Source organism: Flavobacterium sp. WV_118_3, assembly GCF_039778605.1.
Taxonomy (GTDB): Bacteria; Bacteroidota; Bacteroidia; order Flavobacteriales; family Flavobacteriaceae; genus Flavobacterium.
In genome coordinates this window covers 475,654-488,383 of the sequence record NZ_CP156060.1, presented here as the reverse complement: position 1 = coordinate 488,383, position 12,730 = coordinate 475,654, and the positions used below count along the sequence as shown (strand labels likewise).

At 40.6% G+C, this 12,730-nt stretch carries 11 protein-coding genes; 8 read left to right on the top strand and 3 right to left on the bottom strand.

The window, feature by feature from the left end:
- The first annotated feature begins 75 nt into the window (after window positions 1-75).
- From ABFU83_RS02275 to ABFU83_RS02250, 6 genes are all read left to right on the top strand, one after another.
- Window positions 76-765 carry an ABC transporter ATP-binding protein gene (locus ABFU83_RS02275; protein WP_347068588.1) on the top strand — a complete coding sequence of 230 codons (690 nt, stop codon included), beginning with the start codon at window positions 76-78 and terminating at the stop codon, window positions 763-765.
- A 43-nt stretch (window positions 766-808) separates the two neighbouring features.
- Entirely contained in the window at window positions 809-1,381 is a 573-nt protein-coding gene (locus ABFU83_RS02270) for a cob(I)yrinic acid a,c-diamide adenosyltransferase (protein WP_347068586.1), read from the top strand.
- Between the two features lie 169 nt (window positions 1,382-1,550).
- A complete protein-coding gene (locus ABFU83_RS02265) occupies window positions 1,551-1,772 on the top strand; it encodes a DUF2795 domain-containing protein (protein WP_002986941.1) in 222 nt (73 codons plus the stop codon).
- 82 nt (window positions 1,773-1,854) lie between these two features.
- Window positions 1,855-5,220 (top strand): preprotein translocase subunit SecA, encoded by a 3,366-nt coding sequence (gene secA / locus ABFU83_RS02260; RefSeq protein WP_347068583.1) that lies wholly within the window; start codon window positions 1,855-1,857, stop codon window positions 5,218-5,220.
- A 142-nt stretch (window positions 5,221-5,362) separates the two neighbouring features.
- A complete protein-coding gene (locus tag ABFU83_RS02255; protein WP_347068581.1) occupies window positions 5,363-6,607 on the top strand; it encodes a sodium:proton antiporter in 1,245 nt (414 codons plus the stop codon).
- A 195-nt stretch (window positions 6,608-6,802) separates the two neighbouring features.
- Window positions 6,803-7,450 (top strand): T9SS type A sorting domain-containing protein, encoded by a 648-nt coding sequence (locus tag ABFU83_RS02250; RefSeq protein WP_347068580.1) that lies wholly within the window; start codon window positions 6,803-6,805, stop codon window positions 7,448-7,450.
- A gap of 109 nt (window positions 7,451-7,559) precedes the next feature.
- Here ABFU83_RS02250 and ABFU83_RS02245 read toward each other — a convergent pair whose 3' ends face one another.
- From ABFU83_RS02245 to ABFU83_RS02235, 3 genes are read right to left on the bottom strand one after another with little or no spacing between them, the layout of a single operon-like run.
- On the bottom strand, window positions 7,560-8,957 hold the full coding sequence (locus ABFU83_RS02245; RefSeq protein WP_347068579.1) for an FAD-linked oxidase C-terminal domain-containing protein: 1,398 nt from the start codon (window positions 8,955-8,957) through the stop codon (window positions 7,560-7,562).
- 24 nt (window positions 8,958-8,981) lie between these two features.
- Complete coding sequence (locus ABFU83_RS02240; protein WP_347068577.1) at window positions 8,982-10,196, bottom strand: MFS transporter; 1,215 nt, start codon at window positions 10,194-10,196, stop codon at window positions 8,982-8,984.
- A gap of 6 nt (window positions 10,197-10,202) precedes the next feature.
- Complete coding sequence (locus ABFU83_RS02235) at window positions 10,203-11,441, bottom strand: multidrug effflux MFS transporter (RefSeq protein ID WP_347068575.1); 1,239 nt, start codon at window positions 11,439-11,441, stop codon at window positions 10,203-10,205.
- A gap of 123 nt (window positions 11,442-11,564) precedes the next feature.
- Here ABFU83_RS02235 and ABFU83_RS02230 point away from each other — a divergent pair, with 123 nt between their 5' ends.
- Together ABFU83_RS02230 and ABFU83_RS02225 are read left to right on the top strand one after the other, a co-directional pair.
- Window positions 11,565-11,972, top strand: coding sequence for an Rrf2 family transcriptional regulator (locus tag ABFU83_RS02230; protein ID WP_347068573.1), 408 nt, complete (start codon window positions 11,565-11,567; stop codon window positions 11,970-11,972).
- Between the two features lie 46 nt (window positions 11,973-12,018).
- Window positions 12,019-12,666, top strand: coding sequence for an NAD(P)-dependent oxidoreductase (locus ABFU83_RS02225; RefSeq protein ID WP_347068571.1), 648 nt, complete (start codon window positions 12,019-12,021; stop codon window positions 12,664-12,666).
- The last annotated feature ends 64 nt before the right edge of the window (window positions 12,667-12,730 follow it).

Sequence of the window (12,730 nt, the reverse complement as noted above, 5' to 3'; positions counted from 1 at the left end):
TAGTGCACTTATAGGGTATTAAAAAAACCTTTTTAGTATTTTTAAAAGCGAAAATCAACCATCGATATAAAGGCAATGACTAAACCAATTATAGAAATTAAAGAAATTACGAGAGACTTTCCTTTGGGTAACGAAACCGTATATGTATTAAAAGGAATCGATTTAACGATCAACAAAGGAGAATATGTAGCCTTAATGGGACCATCCGGTTCCGGAAAATCCACCCTGATGAATATTTTAGGATGTTTAGACACCCCTACTGCCGGCGAATATATCCTAAACGGAAAAGACGTTAGCAAAATGGACGACGACGAACTGGCCGGAATCCGAAATAAAGAAATCGGATTCGTTTTCCAGACGTTTAACTTGTTACCGCGTACCACCGCATTAGACAATGTTGCCCTTCCAATGGTCTATGCCGGTTATTCCAAAAGTGACCGTATCGAACGGGCCACCGAAGTACTCAACCAGGTAGGTCTTGGTGATCGTATGGATCACAAACCCAACCAATTATCGGGTGGGCAACGCCAGCGTGTAGCCGTAGCGCGCGCCCTGGTTAACCGTCCTTCAATTATTCTTGCCGATGAACCAACCGGTAACCTCGACAGTAAGACTTCCATAGAAATTATGAATCTTTTTAACGAGATCCATGCCAATGGAAATACCGTTATTCTGGTAACGCACGAAGAAGATATCGCCGAACACGCCCACCGTATCATCCGTTTGCGCGATGGTGTTATCGAAAGCGACAATAAAAACAAATAACCCCAACCCTGTTTCACAACCGTGAGCAAATAATTGCAGTATTATGAAAGTATATACCAAAACCGGCGACAAAGGAACCACTGCCCTTTTTGGGGGAACCCGCGTCCCGAAACACCATATCCGTATTGAAAGCTACGGAACCGTAGACGAATTAAATTCTCATATCGGACTAATCCGCGATCAGGAAATGAATACGCTCTATAAAAATGTATTAATTGAAGTGCAGGATCGGCTGTTTACATTGGGCGCTATCCTGGCCACACCCCCGGAGAAAGAAGTTTTAAAAAACGGTCAGCAACGACTAAACATCAATCGTATTTCGCCGGAAGACATTTCCTATCTCGAAAATGAGATCGACCAGATGGATACAAGCTTACCGCCAATGACACATTTCGTATTGCCCGGAGGTCATACCACCGTGTCATATTGTCATATTGCACGCTGTGTTTGTCGTCGTGCCGAGCGTTTAGCGACACATTTACATGAACTGGAACCTGTCGACCCATTGGTTTTAACCTATTTAAACCGACTTTCTGACTACCTTTTTGTCTTGGCACGAAAGTTGTCATTTGACCTGCAAGCCGATGAAGTAAAGTGGATTCCACGGAAATCGTAAATTGGTCGTTTGGAATTGGACCAGCGAATAGCTCCGGAAATCCGGTAAAAACAGCTTATTTGACCGGATTTCAGACATACGTTCTTATTTTTTTTAAAATAAACAAAATTTTACTTGACTATTTCAGTAGAAAATTTATTTTTGCATAAAACTATAAATCGATAACAAGATGTATTGGACATTAGAATTAGCATCCTATTTGAGCGATGCGCCGTGGCCAGCCACAAAAGACGAACTTATCGACTACGCTATTAGAACTGGTGCGCCATTGGAAGTGGTTGAAAACCTGCAATCGATAGAAGACGAAGGAGAGATTTATGAATCCATGGAAGAGATTTGGCCCGATTATCCAACCGACGAAGATTATCTTTGGAACGAGGATGAATACTAAAAAATAAAAAGCAATGAAAAGTCTCCTTATGAGGCTTTTTTTTTGCTTAAATTTGCACACTTTTATTAGAAAACTAAAAATTATGAGTTTCATAAACAGCATATTAAAAGCTTTTGTAGGAGACAAGTCTCAAAAAGACGTAAAAGCAATCCAACCCCTTATCAATAAAATCAAGTCATATGAAGGGCCACTATCGGCATTATCAAATGATGAGTTACGGGAGAAAACAGTCTATTTTAAAGACATCATCAAAAAAGCCCGCGCTGAAAAAGACGCGATAATTGAGGCTTTAAAACAGGAAGTTGAACAAACGGAAGATATTGATAAAAGAGAAGATCTATACGCTTCGATTGATGCTATAGAAAAAGAAGCTTACGACCTTACTGAGAAAGCCTTATTGGACATTCTACCGGAAGCCTTTGCTGTTGTAAAAGAAACCGCCCGTCGTTTTAAAGAAAACACGCATATCACGGTAACCGCTACTCCAAAAGACCGCGAGTTATCGGCTACCAAACCGTATATCGTAATTGAAGGCGATAATTCCGTTTGGGCCAATTCCTGGAATGCTGCCGGAAAAGAAATTACCTGGGATATGATCCACTACGACGTACAGTTGATTGGTGGTGTGGTATTACACCAGGGTAAAATTGCCGAAATGCAAACGGGTGAAGGTAAAACGTTAGTAGCAACCTTACCAATTTATTTAAATGCATTAACCGGAAACGGGGTACACCTGGTAACTGTGAATGATTACCTTGCCAAACGTGATAGCTCGTGGAAAGCACCTTTATTCGAATTCCACGGATTAACGGTTGACTGTATCGACAATCACCAGCCCAATACAGAAGGCCGTAGAAAGGCATACGAAGCCGATATTACCTACGGTACGAATAACGAATTCGGTTTTGACTACCTGAGAGATAACATGGCACATTCGCCGGCAGAATTGGTACAACGCAAACACAATTATGCGATTGTCGATGAGGTGGATTCCGTTTTAGTGGATGACGCCCGTACGCCATTGATCATTTCCGGTCCGGTTCCACAAGGTGACCGTCACGAATTCAACGAATTAAAACCAAAAGTAGAAAACCTATACAATCTTCAGCGCCAATTGGCAAACGGATTCCTGACCGAAGCGAAACGTTTGTTAAAAGAAGGAAACACCAAAGACGGAGGATTCCAGTTATTACGTGCACACCGTGCCCTACCTAAAAACAAAGCATTAATCAAATTCCTGAGTGAAGAAGGCGTAAAACAAATTCTTCAGAAAACGGAAAACCACTATATGGCCGACAACAACCGTGAGATGCCAAAAGTGGACGAAGCGTTATACTTTGTAATCGAAGAAAAAAACAACCAGGTGGAATTGACCGATAACGGTATCAAATTCCTATCAAAAGATACGGATGATACGTTCTTTATCTTACCGGATATCGGAACGGAAATCGCTGCAATCGAAAAGCAACACCTTTCAAAAGAAGACGAAGCTGAAGCCAAAGAAAGACTATTCCAGGACTTCGGAGTAAAAAGCGAGCGTATTCACACCTTAACACAGCTTTTAAAAGCCTATACGTTATTCGAAAAAGATACGGAGTACGTTATCATGGATAACAAAATCCTTATCGTCGACGAGCAAACCGGTCGTATCATGGACGGACGTCGTTATTCCGACGGTTTACATCAGGCGATCGAAGCCAAAGAAAACGTAAAAATCGAAGCCGCTACACAAACGTTTGCTACGATTACCTTACAAAACTACTTCAGAATGTACAGCAAATTATCGGGTATGACCGGTACAGCGGTAACTGAAGCCGGTGAGTTCTGGGAAATTTACAAATTGGACGTAGTGGAAATTCCAACCAACAGAGGAATTGCCCGAAAAGATAAAGAAGATTTAATCTACAGAACGGTTCGTGAGAAATTCAACGCCGTGATCGAAGATGTTGTTCAGTTATCCGAATCCGGAAGACCGGTATTAATCGGTACAACATCGGTAGAAATCTCCGAATTATTAAGCCGAATGTTGAAAATGCGTGGTGTAAATCACAACGTATTGAATGCGAAATTACACAAACAGGAAGCACAAATCGTTGCCGAAGCCGGTAAACCGGGCGTGGTAACCATCGCAACCAACATGGCCGGTCGTGGAACCGACATTAAATTAACAGACGAAGTAAAAGCTGCCGGAGGTTTAGCGATCATCGGTACCGAGCGTCACGATTCCCGTCGTGTTGACCGTCAGTTAAGAGGTCGTGCCGGACGTCAGGGAGATCCGGGAAGTTCCCAGTTCTATGTATCATTGGAAGACAACCTGATGCGTTTGTTCGGATCGGAACGAGTAGCCAAAATTATGGACCGTATGGGACTAAAAGAAGGCGAAGTGATCCAACACTCGATGATGACCAAATCGATCGAAAGAGCACAGAAAAAAGTAGAAGAAAACAACTTCGGTGTTCGTAAACGTTTGTTAGAATATGACGACGTAATGAACGCACAACGTGAGGTAGTTTACAAACGTAGAAAACACGCACTACACGGAGAACGTCTAAAAGTGGATTTAGCCAATATGATGTACGACGTTTGCGAATTGGTAGTGGAACACAACAAACCATCCGGAGATTTTAAAAACTTCGAATTTGAGTTGATCCGTTATTTCGCTATCAGTGGTGCGATTTCAGAAAGTGATTTCGCTCGTTTATCCGATCGCGAATTGGTTGGAAAATTATACAAAGCCGTATTACAACACTACACGGAAAAATCCGAAAGAAGTGCCAAAGAAGCTTTCCCGGTAATTAAAAACGTATTCGAAAACAACAACGGACAATTTGAACGTATCGTGGTTCCGTTTACAGACGGTATCAAATCGTTAAATGTTTTCACCGACTTACAAAAAGCCTACGAAACAGAAGGAAAATCTTTACTGGCTGATTTCGAAAAGAACATTACGCTGGCAATCGTAGATGAAGCCTGGAAAAAACACTTACGTAAAATGGACGAATTAAAACAATCCGTTCAGTTAGCCGTACACGAACAAAAAGATCCGTTGCTTATCTATAAATTCGAAGCCTTCAACCTGTTTAAAAACATGTTGGACAACGTAAATAAAGAAGTGATTTCGTTCTTATTTAAAGGAGATCTTCCCTCACAAAACCCGAACAACATTCACGAAGCAGAAGAAGTTCCGGTACAACAGGAAGAATACACCATTTCAAAAGAAGAGGTTCTAAACTCGGAAGAAATTGCCGAGCGTAACCACCAGGCTGCGATGCAACAACAAGCACAACAGCAACCGGTAACGGAAACAATCGTACGCGATGCTCCGAAGATTAACCGTAACGACAACGTGACGATCAAACACGTAATGTCCGGTAAATCCGAAACCATGAAATTTAAAAAAGCCGAAGCATTATTAGCATCAGGCGAATGGGTTATCGTTAACGAATAACATAATCCTCACAAATATTAAGAAATCCCTCTGTTTTACAGGGGGATTTTTATTTTTATAATAGGCTTAACATCTTTTTTCTATTTTTTTCTTATCTTTTTTTCCGATATAAAAATTATTTCTAATCCTTTAAATTATTAGTATGGAGTTATACTATTCTTTTTCTATTTTACTCGTTTTAGCCTCATTTTTCGCCTATTTAAACCTTCGTTTCTTAAAACTTCCCTCGACTATTGGAGTAATGATCATCGCAATGATCACTTCGATTATTCTGGTTGTTTTCGGGCACATTTTTCCGGATACCCTAACCCGGTTTTCCAAACTCATCGCCGAATTTGACTTTACCGAAGTCCTGATGGGTGCCATGTTAAACTTCCTGCTTTTTGCCGGAGCGATCCATATTAACATGTTGGATCTGAAAGAACAACGCTGGCCCATTATCGTCTTTTCGACATTAAGCGTTATTTTATCCACTCTGATCGTCGGTGTATTACTTTATAATATCTTACCCTTATTATCACTACAAGTTCCGTTTATTTACTGTTTACTATTCGGAGCACTTATCTCACCAACCGATCCGATTGCCGTATTGGGAATCCTGAAAAATGCCAATGTACCCAAATCGCTAGAAACCAAAGTTGCCGGTGAATCGTTGTTTAACGATGGTGTAGCAGTAGTGGTTTTTGCCGTAATCCTGCAATTGGCGCAAGGTCGCAACATCGATTTATCCTTTAGCCATATTTCCTGGTTGATCATCAAAGAAGCGCTGGGCGGATTCCTGTTAGGAATGGCACTGGGTATTACCGCGTCGAAAGCGATGCGTAAAATCGATGATTATAAAGTGTCCGTTTTAATTACATTATCCGTTGTTATGGGTGGTTATCTGATCGCTCATGCGATGCATATTTCCGGTCCGTTAACGATGGTGGCTGCCGGTCTAATCATTGGAAACTATGGTAAAAAAACCGCCATGTCTCCCATTACCAAAGATTATCTGAACAAATTCTGGGAACTGATCGATGAAATTATGAACGCCATTCTGTTCCTGTTTATCGGATTTGAATTGCTTTTGATTCCGGATATTTTGGGCTACTGGCAAATCGGTTTAATGTGTATACTGTTGGTATTATTCTCCCGTTTCCTTTCCATCTGGATTCCGACACTGGTGATTCCTTTTAAAGAAAAATTCAACCGCGGAACGATTAAAATCCTCGTTTGGGGCGGTTTACGTGGTGGTGTTTCAATTGCTTTAGCCTTATCAATCGAAGAAGGGCCGCACAAACAAATGATACTTGCGATTACCTATTTTGTGGTGGTATTTTCGATTGTCGTACAAGGTTTAAGCATCGGAAAACTGGCCAATAAGGTATTGCCAAAAGAAGCTTAAATTTCCAATCTTTTCACACCTGATAAACGTTAAAAACCTGTCTGATGTGTAAACTAAAAAGGCTGCTTTGATGATCAAAGCAGCCTTTTTTATAAAGATAAGCCAAATCATCTAAACAAACAGACAAAAAAGAATCTAAAAATCACAGTATGATCTTATACATTAAATTTATAATACAATTCTCATTTCAATCATATGAAACAATTTTTATTCTTATTTTATCTTTTAATCGGCTATTCGTCAACAGCACAAGTAAAAATATATATCAACTATGAGGATGGTAAAATCAATTATGAGCCTGTTGAAAAATCAATTCAAACCGACACCAGTATCAATTTATATTATAAAGGTTTTCCTTCCCAGGCAAAAAAAGCTCACTTTTGGTTTATAATTATGCCATCCAAAGAAACCTATACTGACTCTGATTTTTCGGATAAGAAAAATAGCATCAAATCAACCAACTATATTTATAAAGGAGGTGTTTTTACACACTCTATTAACACAGAAGGTAATTACAAAATACTATTAGTAAAAGGTTCAAAGTCAGAAAATTATAAATGGTGGTCACTAGGTACATTTACAGTCACAAAGCAATTATCCATAGAAGATGGCTTTCAAAATCAAAAAACAATAAACCTCTATCCGAATCCTTCCGACGGTGTGTTTACCATCACTCCTAACGATTCTATTTCCGAAATTCAAATACTGGATCAATATGGGCGATCTATCTTAAAAACGTCCTCAGCCACATTCGATCTGACAAACTATCCCGGAGGTATTTATTATGTCAGCATCTATAATACGGATGGCACACAGATTAAAAGAAAAATCATTAAAAAATAAAAAAGGGGATTTTATAGAGTATCCGTTTTCACACCTGACAGGTTTTTAAAGTTTGTCAGGTGTGATCCATAAAAATAACAAAGCTGTCTTAAATAAGACAGCTTTGTTATTATAGTGTGTCCGGAAATATTTTCCCTGGATTAAGAATGTTGTTCGGATCAAATAGAGCTTTAATACCTTTCATCAGCAGCAGCTGTTTGTCGCTAAAAGCAATATCCATATAGTTTTTCTGTACGTAACCAATGCCGTGTTCTCCGGAAAGTGTTCCTTTTAAAGCAACTGTTAGCTCAAAAATTTCACGGATTCCTTTTGGCACTTCCGTTTTCCAGTTTTCGTCCGTCATAGCGCCTTTGATGATATTCACATGTAAATTACCATCACCGGCATGACCATAACAAACCGACTGAAAACCATATTTCGCTCCAATTATTTTGATTCCCTCCAAAAGTCGTGGTAATTCATAACGCGGTACAACGGTATCTTCTTCTTTGTAAACCGAATTCGCTTTTACCGCTTCGGCTACGCCCCTTCTCATTTTCCACAATGCATTTTTCTGATCATCGGAATCGGCAAAAAGGATTTCATCAATTTCAAACGATTCCAATACCTGCATGATTTTTTCGGCTTCAGCAAACAAAATATCCGGATAATTTCCATCGACTTCAATTAGTAAATGCGCTTCGATCGTTTCTTTTACCGGGACATTGATGCCATCGATAAATCGTAACGTCCAGTCGATTGCATCGCGTTCCATAAATTCGAGTGCACTCGGTACAATTCCCGCGCGGAAAATTGCCGATACCGCTTCGCAGGCTTCACCCGCTTTAAAAAACGGTACCAACATCAATACATTATGATGGTTTTTCGGTAGTAATTTCAATACAATTTTGGTAATGATTCCCAACGTGCCTTCGCTCCCAACCAACAATTGTGTCAGGTTATATCCCGTAGAATTTTTCAGTGTATTCGCTCCCGTCCAGATAATCTCACCGGTAGGCAACACCACTTCCAGATTCAGAACATAATCTTGGGTCACTCCATATTTTACAGCACGGGCGCCACCGGCATTTTCGGCAACATTTCCACCGATAAAACAACTGCCGCGACTACTTGGATCGACCGGATAAAACAAACCTTTTTCCAGTACCGTATCCTGTAAAATCTGCGTAATAACAGCCGGTTCGGTGATTACCTGTAGATTTTTTTCATCAATTTCCAAAATCCGGTTCAGTCGTTCGGTTGAAAGTGCAATGCCACCATGGATACTTAAAGCACCACCACTTAAACCTGTACGCCCACCAATAGGAACCACCGGAATTGTATATTCATTTGCCAAAATAACTATAGCCGAAATTTCAGCAGCCGAAGCCGGTTTTACCACCACCTGAGGTGGAAATACCAGATCTTCCGTTTCATCATGTCCATAACTATTTCGGGTTTCTTCGTCGGTAAAAACATAAGAAACACCTACAATTCCCTGAAGCTTTGCTATAATTTCCGGATTCATATCGCTAAATTTTAAGTGAAAGTACTATTTCTTCTTAATATTCGGAAGGAAATACGCAATAAGTCCGATCAAAGGCAGAAAAGCGCAAATATGATACACAAACGTGATACTCGTATGATCGGCCAGATAACCCAATAACGCCGATCCCAAACCGCCCATTCCAAAGGCAAAACCATAGAATAATCCGGAAACCATTCCCAATTTTTTAGGCAATAATTCCTGTGCATATACTAAGATTGCCGGGAAAGCCGACGATAGGATCACACCAATAATCATCGATAATGCACCGGTCCAGAATAAATCGGCAAAAGGCAACAACAACGTAAAAGGCGCCACACCTAAAACCGAAAACCAGATCACATATTTACGTCCGAACTTATCCCCTAACGGTCCGCCTAAAAGTGTTCCGGCCGCCACCGACATCAGGAACAAAAACAAGTGAAACTGTGCATCCTGAACCGATACGTGGAATTTGTCCATCAGGTAAAATGTAAAATAACTTGACATACTCGCTGTATAGAAAAACTTTGAAAAGATCAGCAACAACAGGATCGCGATCGAAAGATTTACTTTTCCTTTTGAAAGATTATGGAGGATTTCCGGTTCTGTCTTTTTTGATTTTCGCAGGCTCAGGTGATCGCGATACCAAAATGCAATTCTACTCAATACCATCATCGCTATGATTGCAAAAATCAGGAACCACAAAATATACTGTTGCGAGTTGGGCACTACAAATAATGCGACCAATAAAGGTCCTATTGCTGTTCCGGCATTTCCACCGATCTGGAAAATCGATTGTGCCAATCCTCTTTTGCCGCCCGAAGCCAGATACGAAACCCGGGACGATTCCGGATGAAAAATGGACGATCCGATTCCAACCAAAATCACAGCTAACAAGATCATATAAAAACTGGTTGCATATGAAAGGGCAATAATCCCGACAGACGTAAACAACATTCCGTATAATTGCGAAAAGGGTTTCGGATGTTTATCGGTATAAAATCCAACAAACGGTTGTAAAATGGAAGCCGCCATCTGATACGAAAAAGTGATCAATCCGATCTGTGTAAAGGACAACTGAAAATCATCTTTTAATATCGGATAAACAGCCGGAATAACCGCCTGCAATAAATCGTTTAATAAATGCGCAAAACTGATCGAAAATAAGATTGAATAGGCTGTTTTTTGCAGCAGTTCCTGCGATTGGTTTGCTTCTAAAGCAATTTCATTGGTTTTCATGGTATTCTATAACTTTTTAGTAGCAACCGGTACCGGTATGGGCGCCGGGTTAATTTTTCCTTTTTTAGTATTGCTATTCAAACGCAGAATAATGACAAAAGCCACTATCCCGGCAGTAGCCATTCCGCCCACCATTGGAAACAAGGTTTCATCGTGTAATGCACTTACAATTGCCGATAAAATCGCCCCGCAAACCATCTGCAAAAATCCAATTAATGCCGAAGCACTACCTGCATTTTCAGAAAACGGTGCCAAGGCCATTGCCGTACTGTTCGGTACTAATATTCCGAGGCAAAACAGGAAGGTAAACAAGTGCAGAATCAGGATTACGGGTGTAAACAATTGCAGTTGTAATAATGTGATCAACGACAAAGCCACAATAAATAAGGTTCCTCCGGACAGCGTAACAATTTGCAACGACGTTAATCGGTTTAACAGTAAACGGTTTAACTGGCTCCCAGCGATAAAACCCATCGCATTGATTCCGAAAACCCAGCCATACTGCGCTTCTGTTAATCCGAAATACTTCATAAACGCAAACGGTGATCCGCTGATATAGGCAAACATCCCCGCCATGGCCGCACTACCGGCAAAAGCGTAGAATAAAAAGGTCTTTTCGAAAAACACAGCTTTATAGTCACGGATACTGTTGTTAAAATTAAGTGGTTCCGTAGTCCTTTCTTTTATACTCTCCGGCAGATAAAAATACACCGCCAGGGTCAACAACAATCCGATTATCGCCAGCACATAAAAAATAGACCGCCAGTCGGAAACCGATACCACCCAACCACCGATAGAGGGCGCCAGAATCGGAGCCACACCTACGATTAACATCAGAATAGAAAATATTTTAGCAATCTCCGAAACCGGAAACAAATCGCGTACTACGGCCCTACTCACAACCATACCGACGCATCCACCTAGTGCCAGAACAACCCGCATAGTGATCAACCAGTAAATCGAAGGGGAAAATGCACAACCGATCGAAGCCACGATAAACAATAACAACCCCAGTAATAAAGGTTTCTTTCGTCCGAATTTATCAATAATCGGTCCGTAGAAAAGCTGGCCGATGCTAATTCCAATAAAATAACTGGTAAGCGACAGGGTAACCTGTGGGATATCCGTATGCAGTCCTTTCGCTATGGCCGGAAATGCGGGCAGGTACATATCGATGCTGAAAGGAGCCAGAGCCGATAAACCTGCGAGGATAAAAAGGAGGGTATATTTTTGTTTAAACGTCATTATATTCGCAGTATCAAGGTGCAAATTTCGACAATCCGCGCCAATAATTTTTCTTAAAAAAAAGCCAAAATATTTTTTATTCCAAAGAAGCGATATAAATTTGTAATACATTTTATTACAGTTATGATTACCGGTAAGTTTGCCATCACCACACATATACTAACGCTCTTAGCAAAATTCCCAGACGAATACATGGCTTCGGACTATATCGCCGGCAGCCTGAACATTCATCCGGTACTCGTTCGCAAAGAAATTGCCAACCTTAAAAAACACCATCTGGTAGCAAGCAAAGAGGGAAAAAATGGCGGAACGAAACTGATCAAGCCAGCATCTATGATCTCTATGGAAGCAATATTTAACATGACTTTCGAAAAGATGAGCTTTGGTTTTTCGAAAAACGATCCGAACCCGGAATGTCCGGTTGGCAAACAAATCAATAGTAATCTGACTGCTTTATATGACGACATCAACATAGCGATTGTCAATAAATTGAAGTCCATCTCGCTGGAAGAATTCAGTGAGCAGTTCTGATATTTTTTTACCCAAAACTGTAACAAATTTTATTATATATAAAAACATGAAAGTAGCCATTATCGGAGCCACAGGATTTGTAGGTTCTACCCTTTTAGACGAAATCAGCAACCGCAACCATCAGGTTACCGCCATTGCCCGAAATCCGAAAACAACAACTCATACCAATGTAAACTGGGTAAAAGCCGACATATTTAACGTTTCGGAACTCGCTACAGTATTAACCGGTCATGATGTTGTGATCAGTGCTTATAATTCCGGATGGACCAACCCGAATATTTACGATGATTTTATCAACGGTTCCAAAGCCATTCAGGAAGCCGTAAAAGAATCGGGCGTAAAACGCTATATCGTAATTGGCGGCGCCGGAAGTTTATTTGTTGCTCCTGGATTACAAGCTGTAGACACACCGGATTTTCCAAAAGAATACCATGCCGGGGCTACTGCCGCACGCGATTATCTAAACTTTCTAAAAGACGAAAAAGAATTGGATTGGGCTTTCTTTAGTCCGGCATTCGAAATGCATCCGGGCATTACCACCGGAAGAACCGGTAACTATCGTTTAGGTTTGGACAACCCGGTATTTGATGACAATCAGCGTAGTATCTTATCGGTTCAGGATTTGGCCGTAGTTATTGCCGATGAAACCGAAAACCCAAAACACCACCAGGTACGTTTTACAGCCGCTTACTAATTTCCATCTAATATAACCCAGGGTGCACAATCTTCAAGTCGAATTGAATATTGTGCACTTTTTC